The sequence below is a fragment of the Cyclobacterium qasimii M12-11B genome (assembly GCF_000427295.1).
Classification (GTDB): Bacteria; Bacteroidota; Bacteroidia; order Cytophagales; family Cyclobacteriaceae; genus Cyclobacterium; species Cyclobacterium qasimii.
Map to the genome: position 1 here is coordinate 1 of NZ_ATNM01000174.1, position 19,356 is coordinate 19,356.

The following is a 19,356-nucleotide window of genomic DNA, read 5'->3' on the forward strand; positions in this document are numbered from 1 at the left end:
ATATGCCACTCCTACGGAGTTTAAATCCTTTTCTAACTGATCCTATTTTCTATAATCTTAACACCCCTTTGGGGTTAGTGGTCTTATTTTACTACCAAAGTCACCTTAATTAAGCCCCAGTTTTTTCTATGACATCTCATCAACTATAATGAACAGCATGTTTTAATAATAACCTTCAAATTCAGTCCGAATCCCGAAGGGATGACAGGTTTATAGAACCAAAATCCATCTCAAATCTAAACCCCAAAGGGGGTGAAAGCCATTTTCCAAACCTGACAAAATCCAAAAAAATGGTTAAATTAGGATCCCTCTATCCCCTTTTGGAGGGTTTTTATTTGACTAACTAAATAACCCTATCAATCAATATCCTTTCTCAAAATCCCATATGGTCTCAAAAATAAAAATCCTGGGAATTTGTGGCAGCGCAAGTCGAAATTCCAGCAATCTATTTCTACTGAAACACCTGGCAGAATTGGGGCAAGTTGAATTCAATATGGACCTGCTTGAAGATTTGGCGGAATTGCCCCATTTCCAAACTGCATTAACGGAAAATAATGTGCCGGAAAAAATCATTGCACTGAGAGAGAAAATTGCCAAAGCAGATGGGATTATTATTTGTACTCCTGAATATGTTTTCAGTATTCCAAGCGGTTTAAAAAACCTATTGGAATGGTGTGTTTCTACTACCATTTTTTCAGAAAAACCTGTTGGGCTGATAACGGCATCAGCAAGTGGTGTAAAAGGCCATGAAGAATTGAAACTAATCATGGAAACCATTCAGGCATCTTTCCTGGAAGGAACTACCCTTCTCATCCAGGGAATAAAGGGAAAGATTAATACCGAAGGCAAAATAACAGATCAAAATACGAGAAATCAATTGGCAAACTTCCTAACCGCTTTTGTTAATTTGACATCAAAGAGGTAAAGGATGGAGAGATCAGGATTTAAATTCACAACTTTTGAGCTGATTGCAATGTCCTTAAAAAAGAATCAGTATTTGGTATAATTAATGGTTCCAGCCCAACCCAATCGCGCAAAGCATTTCTGGTGATTATGGCCTGGGAACATCCATCTGTCGTACCGTATTCATCCTTTAATGAATTTGCAAAACCTCCATCATTCCGTGAAAATTGAAGTACATTGTCTATGGAAATTTTAATGATATCATTTTTCTCTTCCTCGCTAATGGCAACATAGGGTTTTATAACGGCCAGTAGGTTTAGTGGATTCCTAACCCAAGTTGAATTGATGCATTCTTCTTCCCGTATGCACTTTAAGGTGCTTTTGAGAATGTTGTTGGCATTTGGCATTTGCCTATCATATACGCCATAGAGCGTACTGACCTTAAAGGCTCCGGAAAGTTGAACATACAAAGAACTACCACCCAAAAACCATTTTCGTTTTGATTAGCGGCCAGGAAATCAAACATGGCCTCCACTATTTGTTCCTGTAAGGTTTCTTCCAGGGAGGAGATTACATTTCCTTGAGCAGACAAAGTTCCTCCTGCCCTCCATGGATTTTCTTCCCAGCCCAAGGTGTCCAACCAATTTTTAAAATTTTCAACTGATTTCAGATGGATAAGGCCATCCTCTTCAGTTTCATCATCGTTTTTGATTGTTGGATAAGGAAATTTGGAACTGGCATCTAATCGCCTAAAGGCTCCTTTCACATAACTTAGTGCCCTGCCCCTTCTCATGTCTATATTGCGGTGTTCGTTCGGATCGTCAAAGAAACCTGTGTCAGCATCTTGAAAAGATTGCAGGAACCCTACCCATTGCTGCTTGAGTGAATCCGGGATAGTATTGGTCAACCCATTGTCATCAATTCTACTTATCACCCTGCAAGTAGATTCAATCCTTGGAGCCGTCTTCTTTTCTGGGCTGTCATAAAATCCTCCGGTAGCAGGATCATACAAATTGGCATAAAAAACAAACAGGTTTTCATATGATTTGTCCAATTGCTTAACTTCTAATAGTAATTCATTGCCCTGCTGACTTTTGCAACTCAATGAGAGGCCGCTTAATGTTAAAACCGCTAAAAGTAAATAAATTCTTTGCATGAATTTGAAAATCAGTTTGAGGCGTTAATTGTTGATTTATTTGACTTCCCTTTATGAAAGGGAAAAGTTGAATCATTTGCGTTAAAGACCACAAATAACCGAATCTAAGGTTCTTGGTCTGGTATTTTATTCAAGGTCAAGGACTATCTTAATGTTCTCCTTTATGATTTCCACCAATTCTACTGGTAAAATACCGACTCTTTTTACAAGCCTCTTATTATCTATTGCTCTAATTTGGTCAATCATTACATCACAATCCTGATGCAGATTTGCCATTCCTTTTTGCAAATGAACCCTTAAAATTTGAGCGTCTTTATTAATATTGGTTGTAATTGGACAAATAATCGTTGAGGGATGAGGGATTTTGTTAAGGAAATTGGTTTGAACAGTCAATACAGGTCTGGTTTTACCTGGTTCTGTTCCAATCTTCGGGTTCAGATCAGCTATCCAAATTTCAAATTGATTAATCTGCATGGTCAATCTGTTCAAAGTCTTTAAGTGTTGCCATTGAATCTTTCTTTACCAAAGCAGATTCTTTTGCAAGCTTTTTTTCAATTAACAGCCGTTTCTGCATTTGATTATAATGCTCCAAAGCTTCATTTATATACCGGTTTCTGGGCTTCTTTATTCGAGAGAGAATCTTTTCAGTTTCTCCGAATATAGCATCATCAATTTTCAAGGAGATTGTCTTCATTTTTTTACATATTACCCATGTTAAATGTATATACAAAAAGTATATTCTACAAGTAAATAATAATAATTTGAAAAGATCCAATATTACATTCATACTTGGACTTTCCAGCCATCAGAATGCTTAGTTCTAGATTGAATTGTACCCTAATGAAATTGTACCCTGAGCCTGTCGAAGGGCACAAATCAATCGGTTCGGATAAGCCTTAACTCGGATCCCATTCAAGAGTATTTAGTATCACTTTGAGGAAATTCGGGTTTTGATAATCTGATTCCTCATGGCCTGCCTGATAATAAAACACCATCCCTTTTCCTTTTGGACGGTACCAGCCTGAAGTAGGTTGAACTCTTGATCCATCTTCAGTTCTGAAACCAAATAAAACGGTCCTTTGGTCATCGGTAAAGCGCTGATTCAAAAACAACTCCGTATTGACGAGTTGAAAAGCACTAAACTCACCCTCGTAATTTGTTTCGTATTCGGATTTAAATGGGATGACTTTTTCATAGTCGATCCCATTACTAGTAATAAAATGGCCGGGATTCAAATTCACCATAGAATAGGTCAAATTAGCCAAGACCTTCCACGGATATTCCTGATGATCCCTTGGGTACAATTGAATACCTAAAAAATCAAGCCATTCAGGGTTTTTCATTTTGGAAGACGAAATCCCATGATGCAGCACAATTAATGACCCACCTTCCATCGTGTAATCAATCAATACGCTGGTAGTTCTGGGTTTCTGGGTAACATGTACATACATAAAAACAAAGTCAAAACCGGATAAATCAGATTCAAGTTCTTCCTCGCTCGTCTTACTGACGAGGTAACCCTGTTCCTCCAAGCCATCTGCCAGGACATCCATCTCAGGCCAGGTGTCAGAAACAATTAAAACTTTGTTTTGCTGTGCAAAAGCTGAAATTGAAATAGGTATCAGTACGATTAGTACCAACAAAAATTTAAACGATGGTGATTTTAGGTTCATGGTTTTCTATTTTTTCTAAAGCCAAAGTATAGGCATATCCCTACTTTCTCCTACCCTGTAGTTTAGCGTATGATAACTTACCTTATAAGTTCTCTTAAAGTTAATAATAATGAGTAAACTGTCAGCGCTCCTCCATCAAACCATTTCCTATTAATGCAGGTCATGCAATCAATTTTCCTCTCATCCTGCTTAGCAGCAATCATTTTTATTGAGCTTTAGAAGCGTTCCACATCAAAAAACTGTCAAACAATTGCTTTGTGCAATTCCCTTATCCTTTTGTATTGTTAATAGGTTGGATGAAATTAATTTACCATTCCTACCATCTTGCGCTATTCCTCATCAGCGCTCACATCAAATCTTTCGTTTGGTAAACCAATAAAACCTCTAATGAAACCATGAACAATTGCAATTGGTAAAAAAAAGAAACCTAATATCAATGTTCTAAATTCGTAAAAGATTGAACTGTCTTTATATGGCTTTCCTTTTAATCTGGATAGCAATGCACTAAGTGGAATTCCATACATATTTCCAACAATCATCACTTGGGAAGCGGAAAGTATAATTTGTGCCTTCTCTTCTCCATATTCTTTTACTATAGCATCATAAGCGTATTTCTTTGGAAAACCTCTGGAATCGGCAAAATGTTGAGCAAAAAGGAGACCCTTTGCCTCTTCAGGCTTAATAAAGTCACCACCTCCTCCTTCACTTAAAAAACTGTTTATTTCTTCATTACCCATCCCTTGACGCAAGGCCATTTTTGCATGACCGTAGGAGCAGATAGCACAACCATTTACTTCTGTAACTGCCAATTGTATGCGTTTTACAAAATTTTGACAGACCAATTTACTTTTTTATTTGTTCCTAGTTTTGACATTGCCCTTGGAGCAAAAACAGCAGCACGATACATTTCTTGTAAACTGAATTTACGTTTAAATTCGACTCTTGAACTTATTGTTTTCGGTATTAATTTATTGCTCCCCATTTTCGTTTATTAATTGCATGCATTTTCACTTTGACCTATTCCGAGGCGGTTCTACTGATTTTGGGTACATTTAGTGCTTCTTGCTCATCCGGTTTCCTATTTGAGGTTATGTCCGCATCACCGTACCACATTACACCTACCCCATAGCCCATTTCACAATCGGTCCAAGTCCATATTTCCATATCCAGCTGTAAGGAGGATGAAAAAGGCATACCATCCAGTGCTCTGCTGCGGGTTTCAGTACTAAAACCCTGGCTATTCCTTTCATCACCTGTTTTTCGGTTGCGTTTATTGTAGACATTAGACCGGGGCTGGGCATGGAAGGGGTGCTCGTAAAAATCAGTGCTTTTCCCGCCCCAGGAGTAGCCATAATAGTCTTCTGTTCCTGTACCAAATAGGGATGGAAAATCTTCGCCATCTACCCAGATTTTCTCGTCTCCTTCTCCCCACCATCTTTCTACCGGATTCATTACTGTAAGTGCATCTGCTACATATACCCCACGACCTTTGAGGGTAACATAGTTCCAGTCGGAAAATGGACGGGTGGAAACTGGATACTGTCCTCGCCAAGCAGCATGAAAATACATGCTTCTGGTATCCCATTCATAATCATCTACCACAGCATGTAAATCAATGGCTATTGGCTCGCTATCTAAATTTTCAACACTTATACTCGCTGTAGATTGGTAGGGCATTACCCATCTACTGGTAAGTGTTCCATCTTCCCCAACGGTGTTGTGCCATCCTTGATAGGGATTCAAGCCTATTCCTGAGCCAAAAAAATCACCTATTGGACACCAAACGGTTTCTTTTCCATCAAAATTCATTTTAATAATCGTGGAGCGCATACGCTCGCTTTTTTCATAAGAACCAAGTTTGAGTGCAAGTGTCCTAAGGGCTGCCTCCCCTTCAGGTAGGACTATGGTTTTTTCTTCGCCTGCAAGCAAAGTTGTTTGCACCTTTACCTGCTCTCCTTCACTGTAGTTGGTTGGGTTTAAGATTTCTTTTCCAACTTGCTCAACCAAATTTTTAGATTTGTCAAAATCTTCCATCGTAAATGTTTTCACAGCTGTTCCTTCCGAGTATTGGCGGTAGGTAAACTGATAAAAGAATGGTGGCCCTGTAGTTGTGATTTTACAACTTCTGGCATAGGGTATCGGGAAGAAGGATACTGCTGAGCGCAAGGATTGATGGGCAAAGGGATAGGGTATTAGACCCGTTCCATTCAGTAATCCCAAGGCATTTCCTTCTAGCACCGGTTCAGCATTCCCATCCAAATATATTTTAATCTGTAGGTCAGTATCCGGTTTGTCGGCATGGAAGTAAGGCATCCAGGTACGCACAATAGCTCCCGGCCCATTGTGCTCCATTAACACCCATTCTTTTTGTTGCTTGTTTTCTTCGGTACGAATAAAATTATGGTCATTTTCGCTGGCATTAAAGTCGCGGTTCTTGAACCAGCCAATACTGTCTTTGGGATCGACCGATGCCCGATTATAACTGCTTTGTTGCTTTAGCCGAAAATCTGTTTTGGGAAACCGTGACTGTTCCTCTCTATCCACCATTTCGTTCAACATCGATTCCACAGACACCACACTTCTTTCATCAATACATGAAAAGAAAAGACAACATAGCGCAAATGCAAAAATGCTTAACTGAAGTATTTTAGGTAAATGAATCATACGATTAAAGATCTGTATACTCCCAAGTTATGCGTTTTTTATCAATTGCGGTAATGCTGACCAATGGGATTTAGGGTGATGTTCAGCTAGGGATATCAATTCGGCCCCCTTTCACAAATAAGCTACTGAACCAATCAACAAAACCTGACCAATTCTAATAAGAGAAAGCTACCGGAGCTTGAGTCCAATCCTAATCGATTGGGACAACAATTAACAAAGCCTTAATCGCATCATTGCAGCATAATTGTTTATGCTTTAATTTTGTTTTTTCAATTAGTCTTTGTTCGATTTTGAAAATGAGGTCATAAACAAATTTAAAATATAGTTTAGCATTTGTTTTAGCAAATCCCTCCATTTGAAGTGCTTGGAATGTGGGCATTATTTTTTGATTTATTTTGACTTCTTTTAAATCAGCATTTGGATCCGTGAAACTTCCTCCGAACATTACAGACTCATCCGGTAAATCTTTCAAAATTTCACTGGAATCAGAATGAGAAAATCCATTCCTTAACAGTACTCTTACAATATTAAATAAATAATCTTTTTCCGCCTGAGATATTAATTCATGTTTTTTGCATAACTCAATAGATTTTCCAAGTTGTATTGAATTATATTTCCTATTAGGTTCTTCAAATACTTCATTCCATTTTTCTAATTCTATGGGACCTATTCCTGTTTCATTATTTATGAGAGCAAGTTTCAATAATCTTTCTAATAAATTATTCGTTAAAGTTATGCTGGCACGACTTAATTCGAGAATCAAGCATTTATTTATCTCAAAAATTAAAGTATTAAACTCACAAAATATTTTAAGTCTAAATTCAAAGTATTTAGATTGTTCGGGGAAGTTTTTATCCAACTTTTCAATAAAGCTTTTTCTGAATATTTCTTTTTCCATTTTTTTTCAGATTATTGCATAGTAGAGCCTGATAGCCTAATTTATTAATTACCTATAAAGACAATAAGAAGCAGACTAACAGTACCTCTAACTGTATATGAAGTTTTCCTTCACACGGCTTGATCATTTGAGCAAACCGAGCTTCAGCGAAACCCTCACGGGTTTAATTGTCGTGAGCTATTCTAAATGATCAGCAAATTATTTAGGCAGGATATACACCTATTGGGTTACGATAACTTAGTGGTACGCCAACATATTGAATATGCATAGTATACTGAAGGTTGTTGTGTATACATGCTTATTGAGAGATTTTGAGTTTTTCAAGAACTTCTTCAAACTGATACTTGATAGCTAATAATGAATCAGGATTTTCACAAACAAGATTCCCGAAATTTTTTTTATTATTATCGTCCACCTTATGCGTGATGAGTAAGGCTTCCTCCTTAGTAAACCCAAGAGAAACTAAAGATTTCTCATCGAGAATTATTGTATTCAAATCAAGAATGTTTTCATCAATTTCTATATGATTTTCATCTCTATGGATTAGCCAACCCTTTTCCTTTGCAATAATCCATTGCTGAACATCAACTAAATCTTCTATAGTAGTTTGAAATACTATACCTTTTTTTTTAATAGACTTCAGTATCGTTGAGTATTTATAGCTATTACTTAAGATTGAGAACGTTTTAGACTCAGCAGAATTATCTCCTATTAACTCACGCACTTTTTCAATTGCATTGAACCCGGCCAAATCGCCATCAAATATCCCAACCGCTTTCAAATATCTTTCTTCAGTTGAATGTTTAGCCAACGTTTTTGCCCAAATAACAATCTGCCTTTCGACCCAAGAAGCACCACCACCATAATGAATCGTTTCGATATACACCCTGTCTTCGTAACCCTTAAAATAATATTTAATAGTGGCTTCAATCAATTTCTTATCAGTGGGGCCTTCGACAAAAATTGTTTCAATACGTTCAGAACTAATTCTTGACTTTACTAGGTTAATATGATGTATAAGGTCTCGTAAATATACCTTCCAATCTTCCTTACTTGAATCATAGTGCCAAACTTTCCACACTCCTTTGAAATCTTTTTGTAAATGTTCAAATTGTGTTAAACCAACAATGTACATAGGGATATTTGCCTTGCTCTTTTTCCTGTACATGTTCTTTAATAATGCCTTTCCTCCATCATTAGTGGCATCACTATCATGTTTCAAAGGCATTTGTAAATCGGTAATCAGAAGATGGAATTCTTTATTTTGTAGATTTTCAATTGCCTCCTGAACAGAAGACGCTTGACTAATAGATAAAGTGTCATTAACAACCTCTTGAATCGTCTTGATAATGATTGAAATCTTGTTCAAGTCATCATCTACAATCAAAGCACCTATGTGACTCATTCGGATGGGATTTGATCTATTAATGACTTCATGTTTTCCATCCAGCTATCGTCAATAGAATTATAAAAAACAGCACCCTGATAAAATGGACTAAAACTCTCTTTATATTTCTTATTTATCTCTTCGAAGGTTATATTCCCATTTTTAGTTGGGAAAACATCGAACATTGTAAATAGAATAGTTGGAACTAAAAGCTTCCTTCTTTTCATTTCTCTTAGAATTTTTTCTCCTCCAAATTGTTCATAATTCCCTCCTAAATCATTTCTTCCACTTTCCCATAAAGGAATTGTCATATCCAAAATTAATAGATCATACACCTTGTAATTAGTTTTCAATTCAATTACACAAGCATGATAAGATTCCTTGACTATTATTTCATCAGATAAAAAGAACTCTTTTAGTCTTTCTATTTTTATTTTTTCATCTTCTAATATTAATACTTTAATCATTGCTTGAAAATTGTTCGTAAGGAAAAAACAACATAATTGACATAGTGTCTTTATCTAGGTAAAAATCAAATCGATCTGATTTTGAATAGGTTTCATAAAGTAAAATTCGTTTTATCTTATCAAATCCACTCTCACCCTCCTTATTTGACCTATCAATATTACTATGATCATTCCACAATTCCTTGATTTTGGTTAATTTGCATAAATTTGGGGAAAAGTCATGACTTTTTGAAACATTATTGCTAGTTGTAACTCTGATATATTTTTCTTCCACCAGGTCAAAGTCTATGGTAATGTTTATTTTATCAGGACCTAAATGGGAATGTTGAATAATGTTGTTCAAAAGAATATTGAAAACAAAAAGTAAACTACTTGAACCCGTTAGTTCTATGTCATCACAATTAATATTTATTTGGGGAGTAATGATATAATTAGGGTTTATTTGATTTGTTAATTCTACAGTTGCCTCAACTATAGTTTTAATGCTTAATAAACTGGTTGAATTGGTGGTATTTAAATAAAACCAATCAGATACACTGATAAGCTCGTTTTGAATATCAGTATTGGATTTAATTAAGAACGGAAGGAGTTGACATTGACTCGGAAGATTCAACTCTCTTAAGCTTTGTATTGCTTCATCAATAATCTCATGATACTTTTTAGGTATAACTTTTGAAAAATGTTTATCAATTTTCCCTTGTAGTTCAAGTAGTGTATGATTTGTTAGACTAGAAAGGATCAAATCTATTGTGGCATCAATAGAAGTGAATAGCTGTTTATACTTTCGATAATATTCAAACAAGACCTCATCGTTAGTGAAAAAAGCGAAAAGCCCATCTTTATTTTCAGCAGTCCTTTCTGTTTGAATTTGAATTAAATGATCTACAATGTATGTTGTAAATTCATCTATCTCCCGGGAGAATTTTCTCAATACAAACTGAACCTGATGATTGATCTCTGGAAAGTAATTCAATTGTGCACCCCAAATTTCATTATCCTTGTACCTATCTTTATATTTCGAAGTTAATAGATCTAGTTTTTCAAAAACACTTCTCAAGTGATTTTTAAGAGCGCCATGCCTGATTCGAGTACTTAAACAGCTGTCTAACCCATACTCCTTGCTATATAAAAAGTTATTTCTTGATTCTAAATAAATACTTTTAAATGCTAAGTAATCTGCACTATTATAAGTTTCTGACTGCTCCTCACCTTGAGACAATGCAGCATCCCAGTCTTTTGTTTTGGAAGGGTTAAACCCAATTATTGCTTTAGATTCAGAGAAGTTCTCAATTTCTTTAAATCGCAAAAACTCATCATTAAATTTTTAACTTGAATTTCTTTGAGCTTGTCTATGTCAATATACAAACGACCTTCATCTACTTCCTTCAATACCTTTCTAATAGAAGTAATTCTGTATATCTCATTAAGTTCCTTTTCATGCTTCAATTTATTGTCAGAATCAATACTCATTAATTTTTTAAGTATTTTCACTCTAACTTGTTCTACTTCACTAATTGAGCCATAATCACTTGAATATTTTAAAGTGTCAATTGTTGCGACATTTTCGAGAAAAGTAATTGTGGTCTTTAGAGAGTACTTTTCTACAAAGTATTCTAGATCAATTTCCGTTATTTCATATATCTGAGTAGCACACATGAATTCATCATAAATCTCATACAAATCGAATTCTTTAACAATTAGAGACGCCAGTACAGAATATTCAATCAGGTCAAAATATTCGTCTTTTGAGTCTTGTTTATCTATGATATTGTATAATCGCTGAAAATCAAGCTTCCTTACTACTAATGCGTCATTAAAGTATATACTTCCAAATAGGATCAATGCTTCTCTTATCATATTCATCTCCAAATAAGAGAAAAATAACATACTTAATTTTCTTTCGTAGTGATATTGAGAAGAATCCAATTCTGTTGATTCTGTCAGTCTTTCTATTACCGCTGTATAGTCTTTCAAACTAAACAAACGCACAACATTTGATGACTCCGATTGGAGCTTTGATTCACTAATAGTATTTTCAAATACAACTTCATCACCAAGCTTATAATTATAAACCTTAAAGCAATGCTCATTATACAAAATACCAAGATTATCCTTAACCTGTGGTCGTGCTGCCGCAAATTTCACAGTCTTGTATGAAGTATATTCGTTAGAAAGAATCCCAATATTGTAATGAAGCCGAGCTATCCCTTCAACTTCTGCGATTAAACCAAAGATTTGCTTTCCAAATGGGCTATTCATAAAGAATAAAGACGATTTTAAAAGTTTGGGGAAACTTGACTCTCTATCTTTACTAAATGATAGAAGATTGTACACCTCCTCTAAAATCATATCTATTCTTTCACTCAAACCTGCTGGACGAAAATCTTCGTCTAAATTGAGAAGAGACCTGCAATAAATTGAATAAAATTCAAATTCTAATGGGTGATTCTCTATTCCATTTAAAGACTGCTTAAATGAATCGTTAAACTTTCCAGAATAGTACATGTTACTGCAATCGATAATATCTCGATAGCCCTCACGTTGAATGAATTCTCCATTCGGATTTAGAACATTAAAAATATTCCCTAACCGGTGGTCATTTGAAACCGTTAAATAAGAAGATTTAACAAACTGAAAAATGGTCTCGTCATTATCAATCGATTGTGATACCTTGTACAACATTACATCCACTAGTACAAGATATAGATCAATTATTGAGAAAGCGTTAGCTACAAAAAGAATGCCTTCCAATCCTTTATGATGGTATGGATAATTTGCTAAGTTACAGCTTTTAAATACAAAGAAATCTTTAAGGACATGAACAGAGTTTATATTATCTAGGTCATTTTGAAATTGACTTAGATATGATTCATATGACAGTTTAGACTCAACTCTTTTACTACTTGAATTTATGATGAATTCGTAAATAGGATTATTAATCTCATTTAAGTAGTATGATAATTCATTCCAATTCCCTTTAGACCCAGATAAATATTCTTTTATTATGAAGTTAGCCTCAATGCTCCATAAAGTTACTCCAAACTCTTTTTCGATTGAAATTAATGATATATTAGCTTCTTCATATTTACATAAGATGATTTGTTTTTCAAACTTGTTTTTCTGTGCAAGAAAATTATCTATAGTAGAAAGATACGGTCTAATTAAATTAGTCACCCACTTAAATTCCTTCCTGAAGTCATTAGTGAAAGTAAAAGGGTTTTTAATATGAATATCCTTTACAGTCTCAAAGAAAGGCGTTTGTTGTACACATTTCAGATAAAGAGGGTGCATTTTTAATGCATCTTTATACTGCCCAGCACTAACATTCTTTTTTATTGCATTAACTTGTTCTGGTATAGTAGAGTTTTTTTTAGACTGAATCTTCCGCACTATTTTTTTGTACTCCATTAGATCAATTTATTATCTGAGGTTTTACACAGGACATACAACACTATGATATCTATTGTTTAATAAAGACAAAATATAAGGAGTACCAAAGCTTGTTCAAATAACTATATACATATTGTTGTATTGAGTATTTCTTTAGCTTGTAAAAATAGACCGTTCTAGTCCCACTTTTGCGGGTAAATCTAAACAACAACGGAATTGAACAATATTTATCGCTCAAATTATTAACCATTAGGGCTTTAATTCAGGATACGAATTTTTATGTTTGTATACCCACTTTCTATTCAACCCCTATACTCCAGCTTTCAAATTAAGGATTTAGGACAAGTATTCAAGTGATAACTCCATATTTATTTATGAATACCGATCACATGACTTTATATCTATTTGGCTATAGGGAAGTTAAGACTGAAAAGATTTAGAATGTTCAGAATAATATAGGCAATGGTTTAATTCCTGAAGAAACCAATAATGTATACATTAAATACCCCACCAGCGAAATTTTACAGAATTTCTTTTCTTTCCATCCCCATAAAATCGACCCCTACTCCTCTCGAGGCATCATTTCCTCTCTTTCTGCAATCTGATACACTAGGCCAGCAATTACTGTGGCATTGATCATAACGTCTCGTTCTGGCACATATTCCATGGCATCCAGGTTGGTGTGGTGGGTTACGGTGAAATAGTTTAACATGTCCTGAATGATCTGGAATCCGGGGATTTTGTAATAATCAAAAACATCGTGGTCTGTGTAATTGGTGTTTTGGATGCTTAGGTTGCCCACATCGAGATGATCGTAGGGCGCCAGCATTTCCTCAAAAACAGGTCGTACGCCTTCATTTCCCTGTAGGTAGATGCCTCGCATTTTACCTGCACCATTGTCCATATTTAAATAGGCCGAGATTTTTTCTACTTCCTTTTTTCTGCTACTTTCTCCCACTTTACCATAGTGGTCTTGGGCATAGGCCAAAGAACCTAAAAAGCCTTGTTCCTCGCCTCCCCAAAGGGCAATTCTTATGGTTCGCTTGGGTTTCAATCCTGTGGCTTTGAGGATACGCATCACTTCCATCATCACACCTGTGCCCGCTCCATTGTCAGTGGCGCCGGATGCCGGATGCCAGGTGTCAAAATGAGCACCAATCATCACCACTTCTTCTTTTAATTTGGGGTCTGAACCTGTAATTTCTCCTATGATGTTCACATTGTTTCCCGGCTTTAAATAAAGCTCTGAATCCAAATGAAATTTGATTTTTGGCTGTATTTCTCTGTCAACAAGACGTTTTAATTTCCCGAAACTTTCAGGAGAAATTGCAAAATAGGGCACTGATTTGATGTGACTTTCTCTAAAACTGTAGGTACCACTCGGATGAACAATACCTGGAAATAAAGGGGTAGTTCCTAAAATACTTAATGCTCCTTCTTCTTTCAGGAAGGCATAAAAAGCATCGTTCTTCCGCATTCCTTTTTCAAAAACAACATCCTTATTTGCTACCAGGTCAACATTTCCGGAAGTTGGGCCCAATGGACTTGGAGAGGCTGGTAGTATATCTTTTTTAGCGCCCTCGATTTCCTCTTCGGTAAATCTTTCCGAAAGTGGATCGAACAACATGTTTTTCTTGGGAACCGAGCCTATCAATACCGTCTTCCCTTTCAGTTTCCCTGCCCATTGTTTTTTCACGGCTTCAATAGCTCCATAATTTTCTATCCATACCATGTCCCCTATTTGCACACCCTTGGAACTTTCGGTCCAGGCATAAGGATAGGCCTCTATTTTCATATAGGCTGGTTCAATCATTTCCACATTAAATGACTTTACTTCCCAACCCATACAGTCATCGCAATAATTTTCGAAGTACACCTTGTCCACTCCCCAAGCTTCCATGGTTTTCTTTGCCCAATGGGCTGCGGTAAGGTACTGATCGGTACCGGTCAATCTAGGCCCATAAACATCGGACAAATCTCCTATAAGCTGCATGACCTGTGACCGCTGAAAGCCTTCGGTGTTGATTTTGGAAATCGCTTGGGATGTTGTTTGTCCAAAGGAACTGAATCCAACAAAAAGAAATAGGGCAATAAATAGAGTAGAAAAGACTTTCATAAGGTGATCGAAAATATACTTGGTTAAAATCGAATGAAATTAAGAAAGAATTATGAAAGCACAAGGCTACAAATAATTATAATGGTAGATATAACTGACTAGCTATGGAATAAGGCAGGATTTGAGAATACCTCCACCTAATCTCTATACCTTTCCCTCCTATTTAAACCTTAGGGTGCCCTATGCCTTACAAGCACGCTTAGTATAGACCACGCCATGCGGAATTACATAGTAAAATCCCTGTCAATCATAGTCCCGGACAAATTAAAGGGAAAATGATAAAGAGATGAATGAAAAACATTACGACATAGATTAATCCCATAACCAAAGGATAAACAAGCATATTGTGCTTTGTCCGGGGACTGATATTATGGGTCAATAAGCCATGTACACCTGCCATAAACATTAGAAATGGCACAACAGCAAACAATTGCAAGAAACTAGCGGCATAATTTTGGTAAGCCATGCCATAAAAATAGCCCCCAATAAGGATGGAAAGGACAATTAAAATCCAGGAAATTCTTTTAGTTATCATGATATTAAGAGGTTACAGAGTGAATTATTGATTCTTATTCAATTGGAATAGTTATTTTTCATTAAACTCAAAACAGGCACATGACTCCGGAACTCCATTTTTTTCACCAGATCCGGATGAAACAATTTTTCCAATAGTCCTGTCTCTTTCTTTTCCAGCATAACCAATAAGTCTATCTGGTTTTGGTCTATAAAATTCACCAATCGATCTTCTGCTTTCTCAGAATACAGCCCCTGAAAACTAATATTAGGATAGTTTATCAGGTCATGAATTTGTTTTTTAAAGTATTCGAAAAACTCAGCACTTTCAGCCTCATCATATTTACTTACATGCGTAACAATGATTTCAGGATGAAAAGGAGATACAATTTGTACCAAATCCTGCAAGGCCTTGAGGTCTTCTTTTTGGAAGTCAGAGGCGAAAAGCACTGTTTTCAATTTAAACGCTAAGACGTTCTCCGGTACAGCCAAAATTGGGACGGGAGACTTACTCAATAAGGATTTGGTTGTACTTCCTATCAGCAGTTCTTTGACTTTACTCCCTCCTTTGGTTCCCATCACCACAAGGTCAGCACTGCTCTTTTCAATGGCCTCTAATATTCCCTTTGTCATAGAATCATTTTCAACAGTCAGGTAAGAGACATCCAAAACTTCATCGCTCCCGGTATGGGATTCAAAGAGCGCTACTAATTTTTTTTCTGCCTCCCTAATACCTTGCTGTTCCATATCAAGGGGATCTTCTATGTAAGGATAATTCCATGCAGTAGGCACTTCAAATACATGAAGCATTATCAACTCAGCACCATGGTTTCTGGCAAGGTTTAATGCAAAATCAAGAGACTTTTCAGCATTTTCAGAAAAATCCGTGGCAAACAAAATCTTTTTCATAACAAGCTTCTTTTGGTTTACTCATTAAACCTACTTGAAACTTATAAGAATTAATATGATATAAGTCACTGTAACGCTGATATGCAGTCAAACCTATAACTATTTGTGATTAAAGCTACTACAAAAATTCACACTGAATTTCAATGGTTTCCCTTTTAAGGTCTTGGACTTTAATCTCGGTTTTTTTTATAATTAAAGTGGTTGGATCTTCCGATATAGGTAGGTATTTCACCCTTCCAGGGCTTGGCTATGAATGATTGTTACTTACACAGGGCTTCACCCTGTGCTTTGATATTATGCCCTTTCAGGGTTGGGGTTTTCCTTCTTTACTGAGCCCTTAAATGGTGACATCTAATAGCGATGGGTATTGCCCATCCTTACATGTGTTATAATTTTTCAAGCCGTGGAAGGGCGAGACTTTATCTTTCTCAAATCTCAGTTTAACTAAAATTAACCAATTAGGGCACAGTCTTTGAAATCGGGAAAAAGTCAATACTCTTTCCCTGATATATTAAGTAAGTAATCTGACCTCATGAAAAACCTGAAAACCAACATTTACTTTAAAGTAACAACAATCGTAATCATCACCTTGTTATTGCTTATTCCTACTTTCATGATAAGGACCTTAATTACGGAAAGGGAGTGGACACAAAATGATGCGATCAGGGAAGTTAGCGCCAAATGGGGTGAGGAACAGACCATTTCAGGTCCATTTATTTCAATTCCGTATCATAGGTATGTAAAGCAATTTTCACAAAAAGACTCCATAGAGAAAATAGTTCAGCTAAAGGAATACCTCCATGTATTGCCCACACAGCTTACCATTTCAGGACAAATTAATCCGGAAAAACGCCATAGAGGCATCTACGAAATAGTCGTCTACAATTCAAAACTTGATATTTCAGGGACATTCAACCAATTTGACCTTAAGGCGCTGGACATCCAACCTGAAAATATACTATTCGACAAGGTAGAATTTGTGGTCGGTATAAATGACCTGAGAGGAATTGAAAAACAAGTAAATTTAAATTGGGACGAAGAAAAGGTTTCATTCAATCCCGGCGTACCTTCCAATGACATCACTGGCAGTGGCATCAATGCCTCATTAGCAATCGACCCAAATGCTGACAAAATCTACAATTTCGATTTCAGTCTGGACCTAAAGGGGAGCCAAAAACTTTACTTCACACCCGTAGGCAAAGTAACGGACATTGACCTTTCCTCGGAGTGGCCCAATCCAAGTTTCAACGGCGCTTTTTTACCAGACAACAGAGAAGTAAGTGAAGAAGGGTTCAATGCCAATTGGAATGTGCTGCATTTGAACAGAAATTATCCGCAAATTTGGGCAAGTAGCCGACATTCAATTGACAATTCGGCTTTTGGGATCGACCTGCTACTACCTGTTGACAATTACCAAAAGTCCTATAGGTCCATTCGGTATGCCATCTTGTTTATCGGTTTTACCTTTCTGGTGTTTTTCTTTATTGAAGTACTCAATAAAATTTTCATCCACCCTATTCAGTACATTCTTGTTGGGGTTTCTCTAATCGTTTTTTACACCCTTTTACTGGCCATCTCTGAGCACTTGAAGTTCAATATTGCCTTTATTATTTCCGCTGTTGCTACACTTTCACTCATTGCTGGTTATGTCAAAGCTATTTTGAAATCAACAAAATTGACCATGCTAATAACCGGGGTTTTAACGGTGTTGTATTCCTTTATTTTTGTCATCATTCAACTTCAGGATTATGCTTTACTCATAGGCAGTATTGGTGTATTTATAATTCTAGGTATCGTGATGTATTTCTCGCGTAAAATAGACTGGTACAATTTAAACCTGGAGGCTGAAGAATAGGACACCACCCTTTCAGGGCTTGGTTATGAATGATTGATGCTTACACAGGGCTTCACCCTGTGCTTTGATATTATGCCCTTTCAGGGCTTAAATTGTCCTTCAATTTCGGCTTGTGTATTTCTTCTTTACTGAGCCCTGAAAGGGTGACATCTAATAGCGATGGGTGCAGCCCATCGTTACATGGGTTTGTCATTTCTCAAGCCCTGGATGGGCGAGATATTTTCCTGTTTGCACAACAAACCAATTAGCAAATAATTGTAATTCACGGTTTCCATTTAACCTTTGTCACTTGGGCTTGAATTAATATTTCACTGGAAAAAACAGTTTAAGGACAATAGCCAATTTTGATGATTTAATTATTTATCGTAATATTGCAATCAAACAATAGGAGACCATGGGACTAGCCAAAACAGAGATATTTTCCGACAAACAAAACGAGATTGCACTGTTTGCAAAGGCTTTCGGCCATCCTGCCAGAGTATCCATTTTACAATACCTGTTTAAAATTGACTCCTGTGTTTGCGGCGATATCGTAAATGAAATAGGCCTCGCCCAACCTACCATATCCCAACATCTAAAAGAACTAAAGCACTTGGGCTTGATTAAAGGAAATGTAGAAGGCACAAGTGTTTGCTATTGCATCAACACAGAAAAATGGTCCGCCATGAAGTCAATAATTTCTGAGTTTCTAGATCAGGACATTTCAAACAAACCCAATTGCTGCTAAAAAAATTCCCCTTTATTAATCGCATTATAGCAATAAATAGATCCGCATTCACAAATCTTATCCCTATGATCGCCACTCAGTCAAATCTTTTTCCGGAAATACTCAACACAATAAAGCGTTTAAAACCTGAACACTTAACCGAAGACCGTAAAGCTGTTATAAAACCATTGGTTGATTATATTCAGCTCAAAGTAGACAATCAACAAGAAATTCGCATTAATTTCATCTGTACCCACAATTCAAGAAGAAGCCATTTGTCTCAGATTTGGGCACAAACAATGGCCTATAAGCTGGGTATAAAGAATGTTTTTTGCTACTCGGCAGGAACGGAAGCTACTGCCCTTTTCCCTGTGGTTGCAGCAACGCTACAAAATTCAGGATTCCATATTAAAACACTATCCCAAGATAAAAACCCTGTTTACAGCATCAAGTATGCTAATAACGAACACCCCATCATAGGATTTTCCAAAAGTTTGGCTGATGAATTCAACCCAAAATCTGAATTCGTCGCCATCATGACCTGTTCTCAGGCGGATGGTGCCTGCCCGAATATCTCAGGAGCAGAAAAACGCATTCCAATAACTTTTGACGATCCCAAAGCATTTGACAATACCCCTGAGCAAGCAGAAAAATACCAGGAAAGAAGCAATCAAATCGCAACTGAATTTTACTACGTATTCTCTCAAATCAAACAATAA

Annotated in this window: 19 protein-coding genes; 4 read left to right on the forward strand and 15 right to left on the reverse strand. The window is 36.4% G+C overall.

The window, feature by feature from the left end; translation table 11 throughout:
* Positions 1 to 385: 385 nt before the first annotated feature.
* Positions 386 to 925, forward strand: a complete 540-nt coding sequence (locus ADICYQ_RS21810) for an NADPH-dependent FMN reductase (protein WP_020892601.1) — start codon at positions 386 to 388, stop codon at positions 923 to 925.
* Between the two features lie 25 nt (positions 926 to 950).
* On the opposite strand, the gene ADICYQ_RS21815 is transcribed toward ADICYQ_RS21810, so the two are convergent.
* The 15 genes from ADICYQ_RS21815 to ADICYQ_RS21885 all read right to left on the reverse strand — a co-directional run bounded on the left by ADICYQ_RS21815 (position 951) and on the right by ADICYQ_RS21885 (position 16,076).
* A complete protein-coding gene (locus ADICYQ_RS21815) occupies positions 951 to 1,310 on the reverse strand; it encodes a hypothetical protein (RefSeq protein ID WP_020892602.1) in 360 nt (119 codons plus the stop codon).
* The gene (locus ADICYQ_RS21820; protein WP_040417590.1) at positions 1,274 to 2,059 is read right to left on the reverse strand and encodes a hypothetical protein; all 786 of its coding nucleotides are present in this window, start codon (positions 2,057 to 2,059) and stop codon (positions 1,274 to 1,276) included. Before ADICYQ_RS21820 ends, ADICYQ_RS21815 begins: the two co-directional genes overlap by 37 nt.
* A gap of 126 nt (positions 2,060 to 2,185) precedes the next feature.
* Positions 2,186 to 2,533 carry a type II toxin-antitoxin system PemK/MazF family toxin gene (locus ADICYQ_RS21825; RefSeq protein ID WP_020892604.1) on the reverse strand — a complete coding sequence of 116 codons (348 nt, stop codon included), beginning with the start codon at positions 2,531 to 2,533 and terminating at the stop codon, positions 2,186 to 2,188.
* The gene (locus ADICYQ_RS21830) at positions 2,523 to 2,753 is read right to left on the reverse strand and encodes a ribbon-helix-helix domain-containing protein (protein ID WP_040417592.1); all 231 of its coding nucleotides are present in this window, start codon (positions 2,751 to 2,753) and stop codon (positions 2,523 to 2,525) included. Before ADICYQ_RS21830 ends, ADICYQ_RS21825 begins: the two co-directional genes overlap by 11 nt.
* Before the next feature lie 202 nt (positions 2,754 to 2,955).
* Positions 2,956 to 3,732, reverse strand: coding sequence for a ThuA domain-containing protein (locus ADICYQ_RS21835; RefSeq protein WP_020892606.1), 777 nt, complete (start codon positions 3,730 to 3,732; stop codon positions 2,956 to 2,958).
* Between the two features lie 329 nt (positions 3,733 to 4,061).
* Entirely contained in the window at positions 4,062 to 4,541 is a 480-nt protein-coding gene (locus ADICYQ_RS21840; protein WP_051160320.1) for a carboxymuconolactone decarboxylase family protein, read from the reverse strand.
* Between the two features lie 208 nt (positions 4,542 to 4,749).
* The gene (locus ADICYQ_RS21845; protein WP_020892610.1) at positions 4,750 to 6,396 is read right to left on the reverse strand and encodes a glycoside hydrolase family 172 protein; all 1,647 of its coding nucleotides are present in this window, start codon (positions 6,394 to 6,396) and stop codon (positions 4,750 to 4,752) included.
* Positions 6,397 to 6,586: 190 nt separating this feature from the next.
* Complete coding sequence (locus ADICYQ_RS21850) at positions 6,587 to 7,294, reverse strand: hypothetical protein (RefSeq protein WP_020892611.1); 708 nt, start codon at positions 7,292 to 7,294, stop codon at positions 6,587 to 6,589.
* Between the two features lie 298 nt (positions 7,295 to 7,592).
* Positions 7,593 to 8,699, reverse strand: a complete 1,107-nt coding sequence (locus ADICYQ_RS21855; protein ID WP_020892612.1) for a response regulator — start codon at positions 8,697 to 8,699, stop codon at positions 7,593 to 7,595.
* Entirely contained in the window at positions 8,696 to 9,148 is a 453-nt protein-coding gene (locus ADICYQ_RS21860) for a response regulator (RefSeq protein ID WP_020892613.1), read from the reverse strand. The genes ADICYQ_RS21855 and ADICYQ_RS21860 overlap by 4 nt, the downstream gene beginning before the upstream one ends.
* Positions 9,141 to 10,454 (reverse strand): hypothetical protein, encoded by a 1,314-nt coding sequence (locus ADICYQ_RS21865; RefSeq protein WP_040417593.1) that lies wholly within the window; start codon positions 10,452 to 10,454, stop codon positions 9,141 to 9,143. Before ADICYQ_RS21865 ends, ADICYQ_RS21860 begins: the two co-directional genes overlap by 8 nt.
* Positions 10,409 to 12,556, reverse strand: a complete 2,148-nt coding sequence (locus ADICYQ_RS21870; protein WP_020892615.1) for a hypothetical protein — start codon at positions 12,554 to 12,556, stop codon at positions 10,409 to 10,411. Before ADICYQ_RS21870 ends, ADICYQ_RS21865 begins: the two co-directional genes overlap by 46 nt.
* A 544-nt stretch (positions 12,557 to 13,100) precedes the next feature.
* The gene (locus ADICYQ_RS21875; RefSeq protein ID WP_020892616.1) at positions 13,101 to 14,654 is read right to left on the reverse strand and encodes a M20/M25/M40 family metallo-hydrolase; all 1,554 of its coding nucleotides are present in this window, start codon (positions 14,652 to 14,654) and stop codon (positions 13,101 to 13,103) included.
* A gap of 247 nt (positions 14,655 to 14,901) precedes the next feature.
* The gene (locus ADICYQ_RS21880; RefSeq protein ID WP_020892617.1) at positions 14,902 to 15,189 is read right to left on the reverse strand and encodes a hypothetical protein; all 288 of its coding nucleotides are present in this window, start codon (positions 15,187 to 15,189) and stop codon (positions 14,902 to 14,904) included.
* A gap of 38 nt (positions 15,190 to 15,227) precedes the next feature.
* A complete protein-coding gene (locus ADICYQ_RS21885; RefSeq protein WP_020892618.1) occupies positions 15,228 to 16,076 on the reverse strand; it encodes a universal stress protein in 849 nt (282 codons plus the stop codon).
* A 532-nt stretch (positions 16,077 to 16,608) separates the two neighbouring features.
* Here ADICYQ_RS21885 and creD point away from each other — a divergent pair.
* The 3 genes from creD to ADICYQ_RS21900 all read left to right on the forward strand — a co-directional run bounded on the left by creD (position 16,609) and on the right by ADICYQ_RS21900 (position 19,356).
* A complete protein-coding gene (creD, locus tag ADICYQ_RS21890; protein ID WP_020892620.1) occupies positions 16,609 to 17,931 on the forward strand; it encodes a cell envelope integrity protein CreD in 1,323 nt (440 codons plus the stop codon).
* A gap of 394 nt (positions 17,932 to 18,325) precedes the next feature.
* Positions 18,326 to 18,658 carry an ArsR/SmtB family transcription factor gene (locus tag ADICYQ_RS21895; RefSeq protein ID WP_020892622.1) on the forward strand — a complete coding sequence of 111 codons (333 nt, stop codon included), beginning with the start codon at positions 18,326 to 18,328 and terminating at the stop codon, positions 18,656 to 18,658.
* A 65-nt stretch (positions 18,659 to 18,723) separates the two neighbouring features.
* The gene (locus ADICYQ_RS21900; RefSeq protein ID WP_020892623.1) at positions 18,724 to 19,356 is read left to right on the forward strand and encodes an arsenate-mycothiol transferase ArsC; all 633 of its coding nucleotides are present in this window, start codon (positions 18,724 to 18,726) and stop codon (positions 19,354 to 19,356) included.

What these genes read in the sequence shown, in the direction of transcription:
- ADICYQ_RS21830 (WP_040417592.1), bottom strand. Translation starts at nt 2,753, where the DNA reads ATGAAGACAATCTCCTTGAAAATTGATGATGCTATATTCGGAGAAACT.
- ADICYQ_RS21845 (WP_020892610.1), bottom strand. Translation starts at nt 6,396, where the DNA reads ATGATTCATTTACCTAAAATACTTCAGTTAAGCATTTTTGCATTTGCG.
- ADICYQ_RS21900 (WP_020892623.1), top strand. Translation starts at nt 18,724, where the DNA reads ATGATCGCCACTCAGTCAAATCTTTTTCCGGAAATACTCAACACAATA.
- ADICYQ_RS21810 (WP_020892601.1), top strand. Translation starts at nt 386, where the DNA reads ATGGTCTCAAAAATAAAAATCCTGGGAATTTGTGGCAGCGCAAGTCGA.
- ADICYQ_RS21885 (WP_020892618.1), bottom strand. Translation starts at nt 16,076, where the DNA reads ATGAAAAAGATTTTGTTTGCCACGGATTTTTCTGAAAATGCTGAAAAG.
- ADICYQ_RS21895 (WP_020892622.1), top strand. Translation starts at nt 18,326, where the DNA reads ATGGGACTAGCCAAAACAGAGATATTTTCCGACAAACAAAACGAGATT.
- ADICYQ_RS21835 (WP_020892606.1), bottom strand. Translation starts at nt 3,732, where the DNA reads ATGAACCTAAAATCACCATCGTTTAAATTTTTGTTGGTACTAATCGTA.
- ADICYQ_RS21850 (WP_020892611.1), bottom strand. Translation starts at nt 7,294, where the DNA reads ATGGAAAAAGAAATATTCAGAAAAAGCTTTATTGAAAAGTTGGATAAA.
- ADICYQ_RS21855 (WP_020892612.1), bottom strand. Translation starts at nt 8,699, where the DNA reads ATGAGTCACATAGGTGCTTTGATTGTAGATGATGACTTGAACAAGATT.
- ADICYQ_RS21880 (WP_020892617.1), bottom strand. Translation starts at nt 15,189, where the DNA reads ATGATAACTAAAAGAATTTCCTGGATTTTAATTGTCCTTTCCATCCTT.
- ADICYQ_RS21870 (WP_020892615.1), bottom strand. Translation starts at nt 12,556, where the DNA reads ATGGAGTACAAAAAAATAGTGCGGAAGATTCAGTCTAAAAAAAACTCT.
- creD (WP_020892620.1), top strand. Translation starts at nt 16,609, where the DNA reads ATGAAAAACCTGAAAACCAACATTTACTTTAAAGTAACAACAATCGTA.
- ADICYQ_RS21815 (WP_020892602.1), bottom strand. Translation starts at nt 1,310, where the DNA reads ATGCCAAATGCCAACAACATTCTCAAAAGCACCTTAAAGTGCATACGG.
- ADICYQ_RS21860 (WP_020892613.1), bottom strand. Translation starts at nt 9,148, where the DNA reads ATGATTAAAGTATTAATATTAGAAGATGAAAAAATAAAAATAGAAAGA.
- ADICYQ_RS21875 (WP_020892616.1), bottom strand. Translation starts at nt 14,654, where the DNA reads ATGAAAGTCTTTTCTACTCTATTTATTGCCCTATTTCTTTTTGTTGGA.
- ADICYQ_RS21820 (WP_040417590.1), bottom strand. Translation starts at nt 2,059, where the DNA reads ATGCAAAGAATTTATTTACTTTTAGCGGTTTTAACATTAAGCGGCCTC.
- ADICYQ_RS21825 (WP_020892604.1), bottom strand. Translation starts at nt 2,533, where the DNA reads ATGCAGATTAATCAATTTGAAATTTGGATAGCTGATCTGAACCCGAAG.